Origin of the sequence: Falsiroseomonas algicola, assembly GCF_011040385.1 — a bacterium.
Classification (GTDB): Bacteria; Pseudomonadota; Alphaproteobacteria; order Acetobacterales; family Acetobacteraceae; genus Falsiroseomonas; species Falsiroseomonas algicola.
Map to the genome: position 1 here is coordinate 213,941 of NZ_JAAIKB010000007.1, position 18,395 is coordinate 232,335.

Below are 18,395 nucleotides of genomic sequence, written 5' to 3' on the forward strand. Positions count from 1 at the left end.
GACAGCCCATGACCGCACTCGCCGCCGTGGTCGGCATCGCCGGCCCGGCGCTCTCGGCGGAGGAGGTGGCGCTGTTCCGCCGCCATCGCCCCGCCGGCGCCATCCTGTTCCGCCGCAACGTCCAGGACCCCGTGCAGCTGCGCGCCCTGACGGAGTCGCTGCGCACGGAGCTGGGCGCGGAGGCGCCGATCCTCATCGACCAGGAGGGTGGCCGCGTCGCGCGGCTGCGCCCGCCGCACTGGCCGGACTTCCCCCCCGCCGCGACCTTCGAGGGTAGGCCCGAGACGACGGCGGAGGCGAATGCCGCCCTCATCGGCATGGAATGCGCGGCGGCCGGGCTCGACGTGGTCTGCGCGCCGCTGCTCGACCTGCGGCTGCCCGGCATGCACCAGGTGATCGGCGACCGCGCCTTCAGCGCCGACCCGGAGGAGGTGGCGCGGCTCGGCGCCGCCTGGATCAGCGGGCTGCGCCAGGCCGGCTGCATCCCCGTCATCAAGCACATCCCCGGCCATGGCCGCGCCCGGGTGGACAGCCACGAAAGCCTGCCCGTCGTGGACTGCGACCGCGCCACCCTGGCCCCGGATATCGAGGCCTTTCGTCGGATCTGCGCCGATGGCGGCGGCGACGGGCTCTGGGCCATGACGGCCCATATCCTCTATCCCGCCCTTGATGCGCGGCTGCCTGCGACGCTCTCCCCCGGCCTGATCCGGGACGTGATCCGGGGCGAGATCGGCTTCGATGGCGTGCTGGTCTCGGACGACCTGGCCATGGGCGCCATGGCGGGGCTTTCCAACGACCTGGCAGGCGACACGGTGCGGGCGGGCTGCGACCTGGTGCTGCATTGCACGGGGGTGCTGGCGGAAACGGCGGCCATCCTCGCCACCTGCCCGCCGCTGTCGGAGGCGGCGTCGCGCCGCCTTGCCGCCGCCCGCGCGGCCACCGCCGCGGCATCGCGCCCGCTCAACCCGGCCGCCCTGGTCGCGGCGCGGGACACGCTGCTGGCCGTCTCCTCGTGATCATGGAATGGGTGGGGGAGATCGCGGCGATCGCGCTCGCCGCGATCCTCGCCATCACCCTGCATGAGGCCGCGCATGGCTATGCGGCCAAGGCTTTGGGCGACAGCACGGCGGCGGAGATGGGGCGGGTCAGCCTCAACCCGATCCGCCACATCGACCCGGTCGGCACCATCCTGCTGCCGGCCTTCCTGCTGGTCTCGCAGCTGCTGACCATCGGGCGGGTGGAGGCGATGTTCGGCTGGGCCAAGCCCGTGCCGGTGAACATCTGGCGGCTGCGCAACCCGCGCTGGGGCATGGTGCTGGTGGCGGCGGCGGGGCCGGCCATCAACTTCGTGCTTGCCTGGGGCTTCGGCCTCGCGGCCCATGGGGTGACGGCGCTGGCCGATTCGCTGCCGGAGGACGGCACGGAATGGCTGCTGCGCTTCATCGCCTTGAGCATGCTCTACAACGTGATTCTCGCCTGCTTCAACCTGCTGCCGCTGCCGCCCCTCGATGGCGGGCGCATCCTGGTCGGCATCCTGCCGGCGCCGCTGGCGCGCGCCGTGGCGGGGCTGGAGCGGTTCGGCCTGCTGATCGTCATCGGCCTGATCTTCGTGCTGCCGCACCTGATCACGGGCTTCGATCCGCTGGGAACGCTGATCCGCGACGTCGCCCTGCCGGTGCTGCGCGTCATGTTCATCCTCTCTGGCCACGGAGGCAGCTGATGACGGATCCGGTGCTGCATCTCCGGCTCGATGGCTATGAGGGGCCACTCGACCTGCTGCTGGACCTCGCGCGGTCGCAGAAGCTCGACATCGCCAACATCTCCATCGTGTCGCTGGTCGACCAGTACCTGGCGGTCATCGAGCAGGCGCGCGGCATGCGGCTGGAGTTGCAGGCGGAATGGCTGGTCATGGCCGCCTGGCTCGCCTGGCTGAAATCCCGCCTGCTGCTGCCGAAGGAGGAGACAGCCGACCAGGAGGATCCGGAAGCCATCGCCGCCCGCCTGACCGACCGGCTGGCGGAGCTGGAGGCGATGCGCGTCGGCGCCGCCTGGTTGCAGGCCCGCCCGCAGCTGGGCCGGGACGTCTTCGCCCGCGGCGCGCCGGAGAGCCTGACGGTGGAGGACCGCTCCGGCATCCGCGCGGACCTGGCGTCGCTCTGCCAGGCCTATGCCGCCGCGCGCCGGCGGGCGCTGGCGCAGCGGCCCTACCGGCCCAAGCCGCGGAAGCTGTTCACGGTGCAGGAGGCGATCCAGCGCCTGTCCCAGGTGCTGGGGGAGCTGCCCTCCTGGGCCGTGCTGCAGCGCTTCATGCCGGATGACGCGGCGCTGGACCCGGTGGAGCGCCGCGCGGCCCTTGCCAGCACGCTCATCGCGGGCTTGGAGATGGCCCGCGGCGGCGCGCTGGAACTGCGCCAGGACCGGGCCTTCGGCCCCATCCTGCTGCGCCGCGCGGAGGCCGTGGAGGGTCAGCGGGATGTGCGCGCCGCCTGAGGAGGAGGGGGAGGGGGAGCCGATGCTGGTCCCCGACGCGATCGAGGCGCCCCCCGCCGTGACGGCGGAGGCGATCCGCATCGCCGAGGCCCTCCTCTTCGCCACGGATCGCCCGCTGGCGCCCGCCCGGCTTCAGCAGGTGCTCCCGGAAGGCCAGGCGGCCGATGCCGTGCTGGCGGAACTCGCGATCCTGCTGGATGGCCGCGGCGTGACATTGACGGAGGTGGCCGGCGGCTTCGCGCTGCGGACCGCGCCGGAGCTGGCCCCGGCCCTGACCCGCGTGGTGGAGGTGCCGAAGCGCCTGCCCCGCGCGGCCATGGAGGCCCTGGCCGTGATCGCCTGGCACCAGCCGGTGACGCGGGCGGAGATCGAGGAGATCCGCGGCGCAAGCCTCTCCCAGGCCACGCTCGAATCGCTGCTGGAACACGGGCTGGTCGCGCCGCGCGGACAGCGGGAGGTGCCGGGCCGCCCGACCCTCTGGGGCACCACCACGCGCTTCCTGGAGCAGTTCGGCCTGAAGTCGCTGCGCGACCTGCCGCGGCGGGAGGAGTTGGTCAGCGCCGACGCCGCGGCACCGCTGCTGGCGGCGATGCAGGCGCCGAAGGATGAGACGGTAGAGCCCAAAGCCGACGGTAAGGTGGAATGACCCTACGAAGCGCGCTTCCCGGGGCGGCCGGCCATGCCGGCCGAGGCCGCGAATGCGGCCCGCGCGCCAACCAGCCTTTTGGCCCGGCGCGCCAGCGGCCCGCGCGAAGCCAAGCCGCCGGAGGCGGCGCCCGGCGTCTGAGGGCATGAACACGTGAGCATCCGATTCGAGGGTGTCTCGCACGCCTACCCCGAGCGCGGCCAGGTGCTGCGCGGGCTCGACCTGGATGTCGGGCCGGGGGAGATCCTGTGCCTTCTGGGTCCCTCGGGCTGCGGCAAGACGACGCTGCTGCGCCTGGCCTCGGGGCTGGAGCCGCTCCAGGCCGGGCGGATCACGCTGGGCGGGCAGCTGATCGCGGAGCCGGGGCGGGAGACGCCGCCGGAGGGCCGCGGAGTCGGCTTCGTCTTCCAGGACTACGCGCTGTTCCCCCACCTCACGGTGGAGGAGAACGTCGCCTTCGGGCTGCGCTTCATCCCGCGCGGCCAGCGCAAGTGGCGGATCATGGATGCGCTGGCCCGCGTCGGCCTGGAAGGCTACGCGGCCGCCTGGCCGCACATGCTCTCGGGCGGGCAGCAGCAGCGGGTGGCGCTGGCACGCGCCCTGGCGCCGCGCCCCGCCGTGCTGCTGCTGGACGAGGCCTTTGCCAGCCTCGATGCCCGGCTGCGGGAGCAGGTGCGGGACGACACGCTGCATGTCCTCCAGGAAGCGGGGATCGCGACGCTGATCGTGACCCATGATGCGGAGGAGGCGATGTTCATGGCCGACCGCATCGCGCTGATGAATGCCGGCCAGATCGAGCAGCTCGGCACCCCCGCCGAACTCTACCTCACGCCCGCCAGCCGCTTCGTCGCGACCTTCCTGGGCGAGGTGAATGTCCTGCCCGCGCGACTCCATGCCGGGCGGGCGGAGACGCCGATCGGCACCGTCCCGGCGCCGGAAGCGCTCGGCAACCAGCCCGTGCAGGTGCTGCTGAGGCCAGAGGGGCTGCGGGTGATGACGGCGCCTTCCGCCGATGGTCCGGCGGAGCCCTTGGCCGGTGATCTCGCGGGCTGCGGCGCGGTGGCGGAGGTGGAGGCGTGCCGGCTGCTCGGCGCCACGACCCTGGTCCATCTGGCGGTGCCGGACGGGCAGGGGGCGCTGCTGCACCTGCATGCGCGGCTGCCGCCGGGCATCTGGCTGAACCGGGGGGAACGCGTTTCCGTCGCGATGGACCCGCAACGGGCCTTCGTATTCCCGGCCGAGGCTCCCTAGATAGGGGTGGCTGTCATCGCCGCCGGATTGGCGCGACGCGGCGATCCTGCTAACGGGATGGGCCCGCAGGCCGGCACGATGCGCGGCGCGGGAATGGGGAAGAATGCTCGGTCTCGACTGGTCCGAACTCGCGCTGATCGCGGTGGTCGCGGTGGTCGTCATCGGCCCCAAGGACCTGCCCGATGCCGTGCGCGGAATCGCCAAGGGCATCCAGAAGCTCCGCCGCATGGCCGGGGAGTTCCAGGGCCAGGTGGATGAGGTGGTGCGCGAGGCGAAGCTGGAGGATGTGCGGAACTCGATCAACGAGATCCGCAACTTCAACGTCCGCGACATCGTCGAGAAGGAGATCGACAAGGATGGGTCGATCCGGAAGACCTTTACGGAAGACCCGATCGGCAACCCGTTGCGCGACGCCTTCTCGCCCGATGCCGGCCATGGCGCGGCGGTGACGCCGCCGCCCTCTGCCATGCCGTCCGCACCGCCGCCGCCGGTGGCGCCGGCCTTCGTGCCGCCGGGCACGCTGCCGCCCTTGCCGGAGCCGCCGCCGCCGACCGCGGCCGCCGTCCCGCCCGCCTTCGTGCCGCCGGCCTCGGTGCCGCCCGTCGCCAGCCCCGCGCCTGCGCCGGCCGGTACGCCGGTGACGCCGCCGCCGGCTTCGCCCTCCACCGCAGCCTGAGATAACGGATCCCCCCCGTGCCGCGTGATCCGGAAGACCAGATCGACGACAAGCCGATGCCGTTGATCGAGCACCTCATGGAGCTGCGCACGCGGCTCATGTGGTCGATCGGCGCCTTCATCATCGCCTTCGCCGTCTGCTACTATTTCTCCACGCAGATCTACGGCTTCCTCGCCGCCCCGCTCGCGGACATCCTCTACGCCCAGGGCGGCGGCGACCGGCGGATGATCTTCACGGCGCTGTACGAGGCCTTCTTCACCTACCTGAAGGTCGCCTTCTTCGGCGCCACCTTCTTCAGCTTCCCGATGTGGGCCACCCAGCTCTGGCTGTTCATCGCGCCTGGCCTGTACCGAAGCGAGAAGAAGGCGATCATGCCCTTCCTCATCGCCTCCCCCTTCCTGTTCCTCGCGGGCGCGGCGCTGGCCTACTACTTCATCTTCCCGCTGGCCTGGAAGTTCTTCATCTCCTTCGAGACGCCGGCCGATGCGGGGTCCATCCCCATCCAGCTGGAGGCGAAGGTCAGCGAGTATCTCTCGCTGGTCATGCACATGATCCTGGCCTTCGGCATCGCCTTCCAGCTGCCGGTGCTGCTGACCTTGATGGCGCGCGTCGGCATCGTGAGCGTCGAGGGGCTGCGGAAGGGACGGCGCTACGCGATCGTCGGCATGTTCGTGGTCGCGGCCATCATCACGCCGCCCGACATCATCAGCCAGATCGGCCTCGCGGTGCCGCTGATCCTGCTCTACGAGATCTCGATCCTGATGGCCGTGTGGATGACGCCGAAGCCGCCGAAGGACGAGGCGAGCAGTTGACGCTGGCGCCGGGGGCCTCCGCCCCCCGCCCTGCTTCCGCTCTCTCTCGCTGACCGATCGGCCCTGAGGGGCCTGCCATCAGGGGCTGCTTCCCATGCATGACATCAAGCTGGTGCGCGCCAACCCCGCCGCCTTCGACGCCGCGCTCGCCCGCCGCGGCGCGCCGCCCGCGGCCGCGGAGGCGCTGCGCCTCGATGACCTCCGCATCGAGGCCATCCGCATCACCCAGGCCGCGCAGACCACGCGCAACGAGCTCTCCCGCCAGATCGGCGCCGCCATGAAGCGCGGCGACACGCAGGAGGCCGAGCGGCTGAAGGCCGAGGTGAAGGCCGCGGTCGATGCCGCCGCCGCCGCGACGCCGGAGGTGCATGAGGCCGCGCGCGACGCGATCCTGGCGGCCCTGCCCAATGTGCTGGACGAGGCGGTGCCGGAGGGGCTGGACGAGACCGCCAATGTTGTCCTGCACACCCATGGGGCGCCGGCCAACTTCGCCTTCACGCCGAAGCAGCATTTCGAGCTGGGCGAAGCCTTCGGGATGGATTTCGCGAATGCCGCCAAGCTGGCCGGCACGCGCTTCACCATCCTGCGCGGGCCGCTGGCGCGGCTGGAACGCGCGCTCGGTCAGTGGATGCTGAACCTGCACACGGAGCAGCATGGCTACACGGAAGTCTCCGTGCCGCTGCTGGTGAACGACGCCACCCTATACGGCACCGGCCAGTTGCCGAAGTTCAGCGAGGATTCGTTCCGCACCACCGATGGCCGCTGGCTGATCCCGACCGCGGAGGTGCCGCTGACCAACCTGGTGCGGGGCGAGATCCTGGCCGAATCCGCGCTGCCGATGCGCCTGACCGCGCTGTCCGCCTGCTTCCGCAGCGAGGCCGGATCGGCCGGGCGCGACACGCGCGGCATGCTGCGTCAGCACCAGTTCCAGAAGGTCGAACTCGTCTCCATCTGCCTGCCGCAGGACAGCGAGGCGGAGCATGAACGCATGACCGCCTGTGCGGAGCGGGTGCTGACCGATCTCGGCCTGACCTGGCGGCGCATCGTGCTCTCGGCCGGCGATACCGGCTTCGGCGCGGCCAAGACCTATGACCTGGAGGTCTGGCTGCCCGGCCAGCAGGCCTGGCGCGAGATCTCCTCCTGCTCCAACTGCCGCGACTTCCAGGCGCGGCGGATGGATGCGCGGTTCCGGCCCGCCGGTGGGAAAGGCACGGAGTTCCTGCACACGCTGAACGGCAGCGGCGTGGCCGTGGGCCGCGCGCTGATCGCGGTGCTGGAGACCTTCCAGCAGGCCGATGGCAGCGTGCTGGTGCCCGAGGTGCTGCGCCCCTGGATGGGCGGGGTGGAGATGCTGCACCCCGGCTGAAGGGGTGCAGCCTGGATTCACTCGCCGGGGATCGGCGCGGGCTTGGGCCGCCGGCTCTGGTCCAGCCAGATCAGCACCACGGCGCCGAACATGGCGAACCAGACGCCATAGAAGGGCTGGCCGAGCAGCGTGAGCGCCAGCGTCATGACGGCGCAGAAGGCGATGGTCGGCCAGGGGTAGCGCCCCACGACACCCGTCAGCAGGGTGTAGGGCAGCAGCAGGATACGCAGCACGGTCGGGGGGATCCTTCGCGGACCCCTCGCCACCGGAAGGGCGGCCGGACGGATGCGCCCCGCACCCTCCGCCGCCAGGGCGCCGGACACAAGGCAATTCGGCGCGTGCGTGCCGGGCGGGGCCGCCCGAACCCGCGAAACATGGCGAAACCGCCCGCCATCGACAGCCCGCGCCGGCGGGGTCCAGGCTGCGGCTTCCGACGGCAGGAGGCCCGGCATGGCATCGGTGGAGTTGCGGGTCCTCGACACCAGGATCGGCGCGCGGTTCAAGCGGCCGCGCGGCAGCGACATCATCGTCGGTACCGCCACGCCCCTGACCCGGCTGTTCGAACGGGTGACGGCGGCACTCGGCAGCAACAGGCTGTCCCGCCTTTCCATCTGCTGCCATGGCTACGAGGGTGGCGTCGCCGATGACCGGATGGCGATGTCCCGCATGGGCGGCGGCTTCGGGCTGCAGCTCGGCCAGGATGACCTGACCTTCGACACGGTCGGCGCCTTCAATGCGCTGTCCGGCAGGTTCAGCGGCGGCGGACAGATGGACATCTATGCCTGCGCGGCGGCCGAGGACAGCTCCTCCACGGGCTTCACCGGCAATGGGCGGCTGCTGATGCGGGAGCTGGCCGGGCAGATCAATGCGACGGTCCGCGCTTCCGATTCCGTGCAGACCTACAACCACGGGGTGGTGACAACCACGCTCTTCGGCATTCCCGTCTTCAGCGAGTACGAGGGCGTCGATTTCGGGGAGTGGGAGGGCAATGTCTGGCTCTTCATGCCCGATGGATCCCGCCGGCAGGACCGGCGGCCGGGACGGGGCGTCAGCTGAACCGCTGTGGCGTCGAGGCCACCAGGAGCTACTGCGGGTTTAGCCGATTTAGCCCCTTTAGGATGTTTAGCACCGTTTTTCGGGGTGCTATCGCCTGACCCGGCAACCGCGCACGGGTCGCCAGATGGCCGCGAGAACGTAGCGGAAACACCAGACCCGTGGCCAGCGTTTTCGATCGCGACAGGGGCGCCGTCCCGGCGCCCCGTTCCGGATCAGTCGCCGGCTGCCACCCCCTCGTCGATCGCGCGGGGATGCGTCGTCTCGTCGATCCAGATCATGACCATCGAGCCGATCAGCGCGAAGCTGACGCTGATCACGTCATGACCCGTCGCCCATCCAACCACGGTGACGATGACGCTGACGAGGACGGTCGGCCAGGGGAGGCGGCCGATGAGGCCGAACAGCAGGCCGAAGGGGGCGTAGAGGGCAGCCATCAAGGCCGTGATCCTTTGCTCGCCGCGCCGGCAAGGCCCATCCCCTTGATGGCCCTGACGGCGCGCGCCCGGGACGCTCTCGCCGTCATGTGGATGACACAAGCATGATGTCGAAAGGATGCGGCGAATTCACCCGGGCTTCAGGTCCGGGTGCCATTCCGCAATGAATCGTCGAAAACCCTGTATATGCCGTAACTTAGCGGGCAAGCTTCACGTCATGAGAAGGCGTTCACGCCGCCGCAACGTCACGCGTCGAGCTTCACGCCGAGCCGCCCGGCCATCTCCTGCACGAACTGCCAGGCGACGCGGCCCGACCGCCCGCCGCGCGTGACCGACCATTCGACGGCGGCCTTGCGCAACTCCTCCTGCGATGCCGGCAGGCCGAAACTCGCGGCGTAGCCCTCGATCATCGCGAAGAAGGTGTCCTGGTCGCAGTTGTGGAACCCGATCCAGAGCCCGAAGCGGTCACTGAGGGACACCTTCTCCTCCACCGCCTCCCCGGGGTTGATGGCCGTGCTGCGCTCATTCTCGATCATGTCGCGGGACATGAGGTGGCGGCGGTTGGAGGTGGCGTAGAACAGGACATTGGCGGGCCGGCCCTCGATCCCGCCATCCAGCACCGACTTCAGCGCCTTGTAGTCGGCGTCCTCCCGCTCGAAGGACAGGTCGTCGCAGAAGACCAGGCAGCGGCGGGGCTGGGCCCTGAGAATGTTCAGCAGGTCGGGCAGGGTGCGGACATCCTCCCGCTGGATTTCCACCAGCGCCAGGCAGCCGGGATTCTCCCGGTTCGCGGCGCCATGCGCCGCCTTGACCAGGGACGACTTGCCCATGCCGCGGGCGCCCCAGAGCATGGCGTTGTTGGCCGGCAGGCCGCGCGCGAAGCGGAGCGTGTTCTCCAGCACCAGGCCCTTCTGCCGGTCCACGCCCTGCAGCAGCGCGATGTCCACCGCCGCCACGCGCGGCACCGGCGCCAGCCGCGCCGGCGGGCCAGGGTGCCAGACGAAGGCATCGGCGCCGCGCAGGCTCGGCGCGGGCGGCGGCGGGGGCGCCAGGCGCTCCAGCGCCTCCGCGATGCGGGTCAGGGTGGGGAGGAGGGCGTGCGGGTCTGACAAGGCTTGGGCCCCGGTCTCTGCGGCGTATTGACGGGAAGGGGGCGGAAGCTAGGTTGCGCGCTTGAGCGCCGCAACCCCGGCGCCAGCTCCCAAGAAAGCCGGACCCACCCTCATGTTCATTTCGCCCGCCTATGCCCAGACCGCCGATGGCGGCACAACGGCCGTGATCATGCAGCTGCTGCCGCTGATCCTGATCTTCGCGGTCTTCTACTTCCTGCTGATCCGGCCCCAGCAGAAGAAGATGAAGGAGCACCGCGCGATGCTCGGCCAGCTGAAGCGCAACGACAAGATCGTCACCGCCGGCGGCATCGTCGGCACCGTGTCCAAGGTGCGGGACGACAGCGACGAGGTGGAGGTGGAGATCGCGCCCGGCGTGCGCGTGACGGTGGTGCGCGGCACCATCGGCAGCGTGATCAAGCCGCCGGAGCCGGCGAACGACACCAAGGCCTGAACCGGCCTGCGGTTGGTATCGAGGGGGTGGGCCGCAAGGTCCGCCCCCTTTTTCATGCGCGCATGGCGACCTCGCTCCGCCATGCGTCCCGCGCGCGGGACAGCACGGGCGCCGGGTGGCAGAAGCGCGCTCGACCCAAAGGAGAGCGATGATGAGCGAGCCCAAGACCCTGCTGCAGATGGCCGGCGCCAGCCTGGCCCCGCCTGCGCTGGCCGATGCCGTGCTGCTGGTGATCGACGCGCAGGGCGAATACCGGACGGGCAAGTTGCCGCTGGAGGGAATCGAGGAAAGCCTGCCGGTCCTGGCCGGCCTGATCGCCCGTGCCCGCGCCGGCGGCGCCGTGGTGATCCATGTCGCGCATAAGGGCCGCGCCGGCGGGCTGTTCGACCGCGATGCCGCGGGCGGCGCCATCCTGGCGGAGGTCGCGCCTGTGGGCGAGGAGGCGGTGGTGGAGAAGCCGCTGCCGAACGCCTTCGCCGGCACCGACCTGGCGCAGCGCCTGGCCGCCATCGGGCGGAAGGAGCTGATCGTGGCGGGCTACCAGACGCATATGTGCGTCAGCTCCACCGCGCGGGCGGCACTCGACCTCGGCTATCGCGTGACGGTGCCGCATGACGCCTGCGCGACGCGGGCGCTGCCGGATGCGCTGGGAGGCGCGCCGATCAGCGGCGCCGCGATCCACCGCCATGCCCTGGCGGAACTGGCGGACCGCTTCGCGGTGGTGGTGCCGGCCGCGTCGATCGGCTGATCCCACGAAAAAGGGCGCCGGATCGCTCCGGCGCCCCCATAGCCTGGACCCTTGAAGGGGTCAGGCCGCCTGGCCGCTGCTCAGGCCGCCCTTGTCCATCAGGCCCTCGACCACTTCCCAATCCACGAGCTTGTTCAGGAAGTTGTCGAGGTAGTTCGGGCGGACGTTGCGGAAATCCAGGTAGTAGGCGTGTTCCCAGACGTCCACGCCGAGGATCGGCGTGCCTTCGCCGGTCGCCACGGGGTTGGAGCCGTTCGGGGTCTTGGTGACCTTCAGCTTGCCGTCCGTGCCGATGATCAGCCAGGCCCAGCCGGAGCCGAACTGCGTCACGCCGGCCTGCTTGAAGGCTTCCTTGAAGGCCGCGAGGCCGCCGAGGTCGCTGTCGATCTTGGCAGCGAGCTTGCCGGGCAGCTTGTCCCCGCCGCCCTTCGGCGACATCACCTGCCAGAACAGGATGTGGTTCCAGTGCTGGCCGGCCTGGTTGAGGACGGGCAGGCCATCGGCACCGGCCTTGCCGGCTTCGGCCACGATCTGCTCCAGCGTCTTGCCGGCCAGGCCCTTGGATTCGATCAGGCCGTTCAGCGCCGTGACATAGGCGTTGTGGTGCTTGCCGTGATGGAGCTCGAGCGTCTCCTGGCACATGCCCTGGCCCGCGAGGGCGTTGGTGGAATAGGGCAGGGGCGGCAGGCTGAAGGGCATGGGGGACTCTCCCGTTGGAGGTTCTCGCCCCCGTGTCGTGCCGAGGGCCGGCGACTGACCTAGGCGTGGTGGCAGGGAGCGTCAACCGCGCCCGCCCACGCTTGCCCGCCCTGCAAGGGACGGTCATCAAGCCATCATGGCCGATGCCCCGCTTTCCCCGATCGCCGCCTTCGCGCGCGCGCATGACCCGGACCGCTTCCTGACCGCGCTGTTCATGCCGGCCGCGGTGCGGGAGGCCTTCTTCGCGCTGATCGCCTTCAACCATGAGCTGGCACGGGCGCGAGAAGCCGCCACGAACCCCGTCGCCGCGCTGATCCGGCTGCAATGGTGGCGGGACGCGGTGACGGAAGCGACGGCGGGCAAGCCACCCCGGCGGCATGAGGTGGCGGCACCGCTGCATGCCGCGATCGTGTCCGGCGCGCTGGCGGCGGATGACCTGACCGGCCTGATTGATGCGCGGGAGCCGGAGGCGGAGGAGGAGGGGATCCCGACGCGGGAGGCCTTCGGCGCCTATCTCCGCGCCGGTGCCGGCGGCTTCGCCGTGGTGGCGGGCCGGCTGGCGGGCGCGCCGCCCGAAGCGCTGCCGCTGCTGCAACGGCTCGGCGCGCTGCATGGCCTCTCCGGCGTGCTGCGCAGCGTCCCTGCCCATGCCGCCCAGGGCCGCTGCCTGCTGCCGCGCGATGCGCTGGCGGAGGCCGGGCTGAGCGCGGAAGGCGTGGTCGCCGATCCCGGCAGCGCGCAAGGCCTGGTGGCGGCGTTGGCGGAGGAAGGCGGCACCATGCTGGACAAGGCGATGACGGAGGCGCTGCCACGCGCCGCGCTGCCGGCGGCGCTGCCGGCGGTGCTGGCGCGGCGGGACCTCCGGCGGATCGCGCGCGGCATGCCGGTGCCGCGACCGCGGGGGCTTGGCGACCGGTTGGCCGTCACCTGGGCGGCCTTCCGCGCGCGGCTGTAGCGGGCCGCGGCCGGATGGGCGGTTCCAGACCGCCGCGGCCCGTGCCACGCTCGCTGTGACCGGGGAGGATCGATGCCATGCCGTCTCGTCGTGCCGTGCTGGCCGCGCCGCTGCTGACGCTGCCCGCGGTGGCCCTCGCGCAGGCCACGCCGGCCATCTTCGCAGCCGGTGCCACCAAGCATGCGGTGGAGGAGTTGCAGGACGCCGAGCGCGCTGCCGGCCGCCCGGTGCCGGACGCCGCCTTCGATACGGTGGGCGCGCTGCGCGACCGGATCCTGGCTGGGGAACGCCCGGCGGTCACGCTGCTCTCGGCGGAGGCGGTGGCCGCGATCCGGGCGCGGGGAATCGGTCCGGCGGACGGGGCGGTGGATGTCGGCCGCACCGGCGTCGGGCTCGCTGCCCCGGCGGGGCGTCCGGCACCGGATATCGGCACGCCGGAGGCCTTCCGCAGCGCGCTGCTGGCGGCCGAGTCCATCGCCTATGCTGATCCCGCCCGCGGGGCGACCGCCGGGCGGCATGTGGCGGCGGTGATCGAGCGGCTCGGCCTGACGGAAGCGCTGCGGCCGAAGCTGCGGCTCGTCTCCTTCGGCGTCGAAGGCGTGGCGATGGCCGGGCGAGGGGAGGTGGCGCTGGCCTTCAGCCAGGCCACCGAGATCATCGACCGCCCCGGCGTGCAGCTGGTGGGGCTGCTGCCGGAGGCGCTGAACCTCTGGACCGTCTATCGCGCCGCGATCGTGGAGGACGGGGCGGCGGCAAGGGCGCTGCTGGCGCTGCTGTCCGGGGAGGCCGCGCGCGCGGCCTATGCGCGGATCGGCTTCCGGCCGGTGTGACGGCCGCGCCGGTCAGGCGCAGGATGCGTGGCGCGTGACGGCACGGCCCAGCAGCGGCAGGGCCCGCGCGACGAACCAGCGTTCATAGGCGAGTTCGTGCATGACGGCGGCGGTGACGTCGCCGAAGTAATGGCCGGGTCGTCCGGGCGCGAAGAAGTCGAAGCCGAACAGCGTCACCGGCCGGGCGAAGATGACGGCGGCCAGGATGATCGCCGCCAATCCCGTGGTCGGCCAGGGATAGGCGATGCCCGAAACCAGCTCGATCAGCCCGTTCGGCAGGCGCGGGGGTCCGGGCGGCGCGTGATCCTCGAAGGGGATGCCGCGGATGCCGAGCGCAGGCAGGCTGGCGAAGCCGGGTTCGCGCGCGACCAGGCTGGGCAGGATCGGGCGCTTGGTCTCGTGGAACAGCATCAGGTCGCAGCGCCGGCCCGCATCGGCCTCATGCCCGCCGAGCCGCGGATAGTTCATGCGGATGATGACGTCATGCGCCTCGATCGCGGCGCCGGCGCCGCTGCCGGCCAGGCCGGAGCCGTTGCCGACAACCGCCACGTCGCGCGCCATCGCCAGGCGCTCCAGCGCCGGCGGCAGGCCCTGCGCCATCACGGGCGGCAGGCGCTTGGCGAGCACTTCCCGCACCTCGCCATCATCGCCGGGACGGCCCTGCAGGCATTGGTGCTGGAGGCGGAGCGACCGGCGGGCGAGGGGCGACAACTCGGCCATCGCCATCGCCCAGTGGCGGCTGGCCTCCGGGGAGGGCGCGAGGAGTTCGGTGCGGAGCAGGGCGCGCAGCCATTCCGGGCGGGGCACCGGCGGCGCGGGCAGTTCCGCCAGGATAAGGGCGCGCAGCGCCTCGAACTCGCCCAGCCGGTTGAGCAGCCGCGCCAGGGCCATGGCCGCGAAGGGCCGGCTCGGCGCGTGCGCCAGCAGTGCGGTCGCGGCGGTGCGCAGCACCACCGGATGCGTCTCGAACAGCGCCTCCGCCACGTGCCAGGCGTAGCGCCGGTCCGTATCGGGCTTGCCTTCCAGGTGATGGCGCAGCCAGTCGGCGCGCTCGCCCTCCGGCTGCCCGGCGACCGCCATGCGGAGGAGGTAGTGCGGCGAGTGGATGGTGGCCGTCACGCCTTCTTCCGCTTTTTCGCGACCACCGGCGCGGCCGCGGCGCCGTCCCGCGCGATGATGGGCTTCAGGAAGCGGCCGGTATGGCTTTCCGGTGCTTCCGCCACCTGTTCCGGCGTGCCCTGCGCCACGATGCGCCCGCCGCCCTCGCCACCTTCCGGGCCGAGGTCGAGGATCCAGTCGGCGGTCTTGATGACCTCGAGGTTGTGCTCGATCACCACGACGGTGTTGCCCTGCGCCACCAGCGCATGCAGCACTTCCAGCAGTTTCCGGACGTCCTCGAAATGCAGGCCCGTCGTCGGCTCATCGAGGATGTAGAGCGTGCGGCCGGTGGCGCGGCGCGACAATTCCTTCGACAGCTTGATGCGCTGCGCCTCGCCGCCCGACAGCGTCGTCGCCTGCTGGCCGAGATGGATGTAGCCGAGGCCGACATCGCGCAGCACGACGAGCTTGTCGCGGATCGACGGCACGGCGGAGAAGAACTCCACCCCCTCATCCACCGTCATGTCCAGCACGTCGGCGATGGATTTTCCCCTGAATTTCACATCCAGGGTTTCGCGGTTGTAGCGTTTCCCTTTGCAGGTATCGCAGGTCACGTACACATCAGGAAGAAAGTGCATCTCGATCTTCAGCACGCCATCGCCCTGGCAGGCCTCGCAGCGGCCGCCCTTGACGTTGAAGCTGAAGCGGCCGGCCTGGTAGCCGCGGGCGCGGGATTCCGGCATTTCCGCGAACCAGTCGCGGATCGGGCCGAACAGGCCCGTATAGGTCGCGGGGTTGGAACGCGGCGTGCGGCCGATCGGCGACTGGTCGATGTCGATGATCTTGTCGAGGTGTTCGAGACCCTCGATCCGCTCATGCGGGCCCGGCACCTCGCCGCTGCCCATCAGGCGGCGCGACGCGGCCTTGAACAGCGTCTCGATCACCAGGGTGGATTTGCCGCCGCCGGAGACGCCGGCGACGCAGCAGAAGGTGCCGAGCGGGATCTCCGCCGTGACGTCCTTGAGGTTGTTGCCGCGGGCGCCGACGACGCGGATCATCCGCTTGGGGTCGAGCGGCCGGCGCGTGGCGGGCATCGGGATGCGGCGCGCGCCCGAGAGGTATTGCCCGGTGATGCTGTCGGGATGCGCCTCCACCTCCGCCGGCGTGCCCTGGGCGATGACGCGGCCACCGCCCTTGCCGGCGGCCGGGCCGATATCGATCAGGTGGTCGGCGCTGCGGATCGCATCCTCGTCGTGCTCCACGACGAGCACGGTGTTGCCGATGTCGCGCAAGCGCCGCAGCGTCTTGAGCAGGCGCTCATTGTCCCGCTGGTGCAGGCCGATGCTGGGTTCGTCCAGCACGTAGAGCACGCCGGTGAGGCCGCTGCCGATCTGCGACGCCAGCCGGATGCGCTGCGATTCGCCGCCCGACAGCGTGGCGGAGGAGCGGCCGAGGGAGAGGTAGTCGAGGCCCACATCGACCAGGAACTGCAGCCGATCCTCGATCTCCCGCAGGATGCGGCGCGCGATCTCGGCCCGCTGCGGCGTCAGGGTCGGCATCACGCCCGCGAACCAGTCCCGCGCCTTGCGGATCGAGAGGTTGTTGACCTGGCCGATGTGGCATTCCGCCACCTTCACCGAGAGACTTTCCGGCTTCAGGCGATGGCCCTGGCAGGCGGGGCAGGGGCGATCGGCCTGGTAGCGGGAGAGGTCCTCCCGCACCCAGGGATTGTCCGTCTCGCGGTAGCGGCGCTCGAGGTTCGGGATCACGCCCTCGAAGGGCTTCTTCACGTCATAGGCGCGAAGCCCGTCCTTGTATTTCAGCGTGATCACTTCGGAACCGGTGCCGGTCATCACGACGCTGCGGAACGCCTTGGGCAGGTCGGCCCAGGGCGTCGTCATCGCGACCTTGTAGTGCCGCGCCAGGCTTTCCAGCGTCTGGTCGTAATAGGGGGAGGAGGCGCCGGACCAGGGCTGCACCGCGCCATCCTTCAGCGACTTGCTGTCATCCGGCACGACCAGCATCGGGTCGAAGAAGGACTGCGTGCCGAGCCCGTCGCAGGTCGGGCAGGCGCCCTGCGGGCTGTTGAAGCTGAACAGCCGCGGCTCGATCTCCTCGATCGTGAATCCGCTGACCGGGCAGGCGAATTTCTGGCTGAAGACGGTGCGCTTCTGGTCGTCGGCCCCTTCCGCATAGGCAACGCCATCGGCCAGCGCCAACGCCGTCTCCAGGCTGTCGGCCAGCCGGCTTTCGATGCCTTCGCGGACCACGATGCGGTCCACCACGACCTCGATGTCGTATTTCAGCTTCTTGTTGAGCGCCGGCACCTCGCCGACCGCATAGAGCGTGCCGTTGACCTTCACGCGTTCGAAGCCGCGCCGCTGGAATTCGAGAAAATCCTTCTTGAACTCGCCCTTCTTGCCCTTGGCGACCGGGGCCAGCAGCAGCAGCCGCGTGCCCTCCGGCATGGCCATGATGCGATCGACCATCTGGGAGACGGTCTGCGCCTCGATCGGCAGCCCTGTGGCCGGCGAATAGGGCACGCCGACGCGGGCCCAGAGCAGGCGCATGTAGTCATGGATCTCCGTCACCGTGCCGACGGTCGATCGCGGATTGTGGCTGGTCGTCTTCTGCTCGATCGAGATCGCGGGGCTCAGACCCTCGATCGAATCCACATCCGGCTTCTGCATGAGCTGGAGGAACTGCCGGGCATAGGCGCTCAGGCTCTCGACATAGCGGCGCTGGCCCTCGGCATAGATGGTGTCGAAGGCGAGGGAGGACTTGCCGGAACCGGACAGGCCCGTGACCACCGTCAGCGTGTCCCGCGGGATGTCGAGGTCCACGTTCTTGAGGTTGTGCTCCCGCGCGCCGCGGATGCGGATCAAGCCGCTCATGGGGGTCACCGATCGATCAAGGAAGGGCCAGCAGGGCACCGCCCCGCGGAGTCGGGCCGGCGTTCGCGTCTTGTTCTAGATGATGCGAAGCCCTATAGGTAGTCCCGCGTTGCGAATTGCCAGAGTGCCAGGGCCGGCCGCGCGACGCATGGCTGGCCTGTGCCGTCTGGTCTGGGCCGCCCCCTGCGCTATAGGGTGCGACCAAAGGATAGGGGTGCCGCCATGGCTGGTGTGAACAAGGTGATCCTGGTGGGCCGGCTCGGCCGCGACCCGGAAGTGCGCAACTTCCAGAATGGCGGCCGCGTGGTGAACCTGCGCCTCGCCACCAGCGAGCGCTACAAGGACCGCGAGGGTAACCAGCAGGAGCGGACGGAGTGGCACTCCGTCGCCATCTTCAACGAGAAGCTGGGCGAGATCGCGGAGAAGTACCTGCGCAAGGGCTCGGAGGTCTATGTCGAGGGCCAGCTCGAGACCCGCAAGTGGCAGGACCAGTCGGGCCAGGACCGCTACACCACGGAGATCGTGCTGCGCCAGTTCCGGGGCGAGATCGCGCTGCTCGGCGGCCGCGGCACGGGCGGTGAGATGGGCGGCGACCCCGGCGAGGGCGGTGGTGGCTATGCCGGCGGCGGGGGTGGCGGCGGCTATGGCGGGGGCGGCGGTGGCCGTTCCGGCGGTGGCGGCGGCCGGTCCTCGGGCGGCTGGGACAATAGCGGCGGCGGCGGTGGCCGCGCGCCCGCCGGCGGCGGCCGCGGCGGCCCGCCCAAGGGCGGCAGCGACCTGGATGACGACATTCCGTTCTGATCGCGGGCAGGGGCGCCGCCAGTCGATCGGCGGCGCCACCGCAACGGTTCCAATCACGAAAAAGATAATTTTATTC

Annotated in this window: 20 protein-coding genes; 14 read left to right on the top strand and 6 right to left on the bottom strand. The window is 70.8% G+C overall.

Annotated features, from left to right (window positions below):
* Window positions 1-8 precede the first annotated feature (8 nt).
* The 8 genes from nagZ to serS all read left to right on the top strand — a co-directional run bounded on the left by nagZ (window position 9) and on the right by serS (window position 7,241).
* Window positions 9-1,016: a beta-N-acetylhexosaminidase gene (nagZ, locus tag G3576_RS18405; RefSeq protein WP_164695894.1), complete on the top strand. Its 1,008-nt coding sequence runs from the start codon at window positions 9-11 to the stop codon at window positions 1,014-1,016.
* A gap of 2 nt (window positions 1,017-1,018) precedes the next feature.
* The gene (locus G3576_RS18410; RefSeq protein ID WP_164695985.1) at window positions 1,019-1,720 is read left to right on the top strand and encodes a site-2 protease family protein; all 702 of its coding nucleotides are present in this window, start codon (window positions 1,019-1,021) and stop codon (window positions 1,718-1,720) included.
* Complete coding sequence (locus G3576_RS18415; protein ID WP_164695895.1) at window positions 1,720-2,490, top strand: segregation and condensation protein A; 771 nt, start codon at window positions 1,720-1,722, stop codon at window positions 2,488-2,490. Before G3576_RS18410 ends, G3576_RS18415 begins: the two co-directional genes overlap by 1 nt.
* A gap of 22 nt (window positions 2,491-2,512) precedes the next feature.
* Window positions 2,513-3,136, top strand: a complete 624-nt coding sequence (gene scpB / locus G3576_RS18420; protein ID WP_164695896.1) for an SMC-Scp complex subunit ScpB — start codon at window positions 2,513-2,515, stop codon at window positions 3,134-3,136.
* Window positions 3,137-3,289: 153 nt separating this feature from the next.
* Window positions 3,290-4,387 (top strand): ABC transporter ATP-binding protein, encoded by a 1,098-nt coding sequence (locus G3576_RS18425; RefSeq protein WP_164695897.1) that lies wholly within the window; start codon window positions 3,290-3,292, stop codon window positions 4,385-4,387.
* 103 nt (window positions 4,388-4,490) lie between these two features.
* Window positions 4,491-5,063, top strand: a complete 573-nt coding sequence (gene tatB, locus G3576_RS32340) for a Sec-independent protein translocase protein TatB (RefSeq protein ID WP_164695898.1) — start codon at window positions 4,491-4,493, stop codon at window positions 5,061-5,063.
* A 17-nt stretch (window positions 5,064-5,080) separates the two neighbouring features.
* Window positions 5,081-5,875 (top strand): twin-arginine translocase subunit TatC, encoded by a 795-nt coding sequence (gene tatC / locus G3576_RS18435; RefSeq protein ID WP_328729332.1) that lies wholly within the window; start codon window positions 5,081-5,083, stop codon window positions 5,873-5,875.
* 94 nt (window positions 5,876-5,969) lie between these two features.
* Window positions 5,970-7,241 (top strand): serine--tRNA ligase, encoded by a 1,272-nt coding sequence (gene serS / locus G3576_RS18440; protein WP_164695899.1) that lies wholly within the window; start codon window positions 5,970-5,972, stop codon window positions 7,239-7,241.
* A gap of 17 nt (window positions 7,242-7,258) precedes the next feature.
* Here serS and G3576_RS18445 read toward each other — a convergent pair whose 3' ends face one another.
* Window positions 7,259-7,474 carry a hypothetical protein gene (locus G3576_RS18445; RefSeq protein WP_164695900.1) on the bottom strand — a complete coding sequence of 72 codons (216 nt, stop codon included), beginning with the start codon at window positions 7,472-7,474 and terminating at the stop codon, window positions 7,259-7,261.
* A 217-nt stretch (window positions 7,475-7,691) separates the two neighbouring features.
* Here G3576_RS18445 and G3576_RS18450 point away from each other — a divergent pair, with 217 nt between their 5' ends.
* Window positions 7,692-8,297 carry a hypothetical protein gene (locus tag G3576_RS18450; protein WP_164695901.1) on the top strand — a complete coding sequence of 202 codons (606 nt, stop codon included), beginning with the start codon at window positions 7,692-7,694 and terminating at the stop codon, window positions 8,295-8,297.
* A gap of 212 nt (window positions 8,298-8,509) precedes the next feature.
* Here G3576_RS18450 and G3576_RS18455 read toward each other — a convergent pair whose 3' ends face one another.
* Together G3576_RS18455 and G3576_RS18460 are read right to left on the bottom strand one after the other, a co-directional pair.
* Window positions 8,510-8,731: a hypothetical protein gene (locus G3576_RS18455; RefSeq protein WP_164695902.1), complete on the bottom strand. Its 222-nt coding sequence runs from the start codon at window positions 8,729-8,731 to the stop codon at window positions 8,510-8,512.
* Between the two features lie 245 nt (window positions 8,732-8,976).
* Window positions 8,977-9,843, bottom strand: coding sequence for an ATP-binding protein (locus G3576_RS18460; protein WP_164695903.1), 867 nt, complete (start codon window positions 9,841-9,843; stop codon window positions 8,977-8,979).
* Between the two features lie 112 nt (window positions 9,844-9,955).
* Here G3576_RS18460 and yajC point away from each other — a divergent pair, with 112 nt between their 5' ends.
* Both yajC and G3576_RS18470 read left to right on the top strand, forming a co-directional pair.
* Entirely contained in the window at window positions 9,956-10,294 is a 339-nt protein-coding gene (gene yajC, locus G3576_RS18465; RefSeq protein ID WP_164695904.1) for a preprotein translocase subunit YajC, read from the top strand.
* Between the two features lie 151 nt (window positions 10,295-10,445).
* On the top strand, window positions 10,446-11,042 hold the full coding sequence (locus G3576_RS18470) for a cysteine hydrolase family protein (protein ID WP_164695905.1): 597 nt from the start codon (window positions 10,446-10,448) through the stop codon (window positions 11,040-11,042).
* A gap of 60 nt (window positions 11,043-11,102) precedes the next feature.
* Here G3576_RS18470 and G3576_RS18475 read toward each other — a convergent pair whose 3' ends face one another.
* Window positions 11,103-11,741: a superoxide dismutase gene (locus tag G3576_RS18475; protein WP_164695906.1), complete on the bottom strand. Its 639-nt coding sequence runs from the start codon at window positions 11,739-11,741 to the stop codon at window positions 11,103-11,105.
* A 136-nt stretch (window positions 11,742-11,877) separates the two neighbouring features.
* Here G3576_RS18475 and G3576_RS18480 point away from each other — a divergent pair, with 136 nt between their 5' ends.
* Entirely contained in the window at window positions 11,878-12,696 is an 819-nt protein-coding gene (locus G3576_RS18480) for a squalene/phytoene synthase family protein (RefSeq protein ID WP_164695907.1), read from the top strand.
* A 77-nt stretch (window positions 12,697-12,773) separates the two neighbouring features.
* Window positions 12,774-13,526, top strand: coding sequence for a molybdate ABC transporter substrate-binding protein (locus G3576_RS18485; RefSeq protein ID WP_164695908.1), 753 nt, complete (start codon window positions 12,774-12,776; stop codon window positions 13,524-13,526).
* Between the two features lie 12 nt (window positions 13,527-13,538).
* On the opposite strand, the gene G3576_RS32620 is transcribed toward G3576_RS18485, so the two are convergent.
* Both G3576_RS32620 and uvrA read right to left on the bottom strand, forming a co-directional pair.
* On the bottom strand, window positions 13,539-14,645 hold the full coding sequence (locus tag G3576_RS32620) for a glycosyltransferase family 29 protein (protein ID WP_164695909.1): 1,107 nt from the start codon (window positions 14,643-14,645) through the stop codon (window positions 13,539-13,541).
* A complete protein-coding gene (uvrA, locus tag G3576_RS18495; RefSeq protein ID WP_164695910.1) occupies window positions 14,642-17,518 on the bottom strand; it encodes an excinuclease ABC subunit UvrA in 2,877 nt (958 codons plus the stop codon). The genes G3576_RS32620 and uvrA overlap by 4 nt, the downstream gene beginning before the upstream one ends.
* A 222-nt stretch (window positions 17,519-17,740) precedes the next feature.
* Between uvrA and ssb the strand changes: the two genes are divergently transcribed.
* Window positions 17,741-18,319 (top strand): single-stranded DNA-binding protein, encoded by a 579-nt coding sequence (ssb, locus tag G3576_RS18500; RefSeq protein ID WP_164695911.1) that lies wholly within the window; start codon window positions 17,741-17,743, stop codon window positions 18,317-18,319.
* The last annotated feature ends 76 nt before the right edge of the window (window positions 18,320-18,395 follow it).

Bases quoted from the DNA above. Each gene is read 5' to 3' on its own strand.
- G3576_RS18455 (WP_164695902.1), bottom strand. From the start codon at position 8,731: ATGGCTGCCCTCTACGCCCCCTTCGGCCTGCTGTTCGGCCTCATCGGC.
- serS (WP_164695899.1), top strand. From the start codon at position 5,970: ATGCATGACATCAAGCTGGTGCGCGCCAACCCCGCCGCCTTCGACGCC.
- G3576_RS18480 (WP_164695907.1), top strand. From the start codon at position 11,878: ATGGCCGATGCCCCGCTTTCCCCGATCGCCGCCTTCGCGCGCGCGCAT.
- nagZ (WP_164695894.1), top strand. From the start codon at position 9: ATGACCGCACTCGCCGCCGTGGTCGGCATCGCCGGCCCGGCGCTCTCG.
- G3576_RS18410 (WP_164695985.1), top strand. From the start codon at position 1,019: ATGGAATGGGTGGGGGAGATCGCGGCGATCGCGCTCGCCGCGATCCTC.
- G3576_RS18485 (WP_164695908.1), top strand. From the start codon at position 12,774: ATGCCGTCTCGTCGTGCCGTGCTGGCCGCGCCGCTGCTGACGCTGCCC.
- G3576_RS18475 (WP_164695906.1), bottom strand. From the start codon at position 11,741: ATGCCCTTCAGCCTGCCGCCCCTGCCCTATTCCACCAACGCCCTCGCG.
- uvrA (WP_164695910.1), bottom strand. From the start codon at position 17,518: ATGAGCGGCTTGATCCGCATCCGCGGCGCGCGGGAGCACAACCTCAAG.
- yajC (WP_164695904.1), top strand. From the start codon at position 9,956: ATGTTCATTTCGCCCGCCTATGCCCAGACCGCCGATGGCGGCACAACG.
- scpB (WP_164695896.1), top strand. From the start codon at position 2,513: ATGCTGGTCCCCGACGCGATCGAGGCGCCCCCCGCCGTGACGGCGGAG.
- G3576_RS18470 (WP_164695905.1), top strand. From the start codon at position 10,446: ATGAGCGAGCCCAAGACCCTGCTGCAGATGGCCGGCGCCAGCCTGGCC.
- ssb (WP_164695911.1), top strand. From the start codon at position 17,741: ATGGCTGGTGTGAACAAGGTGATCCTGGTGGGCCGGCTCGGCCGCGAC.
- tatB (WP_164695898.1), top strand. From the start codon at position 4,491: ATGCTCGGTCTCGACTGGTCCGAACTCGCGCTGATCGCGGTGGTCGCG.
- G3576_RS18450 (WP_164695901.1), top strand. From the start codon at position 7,692: ATGGCATCGGTGGAGTTGCGGGTCCTCGACACCAGGATCGGCGCGCGG.
- G3576_RS18415 (WP_164695895.1), top strand. From the start codon at position 1,720: ATGACGGATCCGGTGCTGCATCTCCGGCTCGATGGCTATGAGGGGCCA.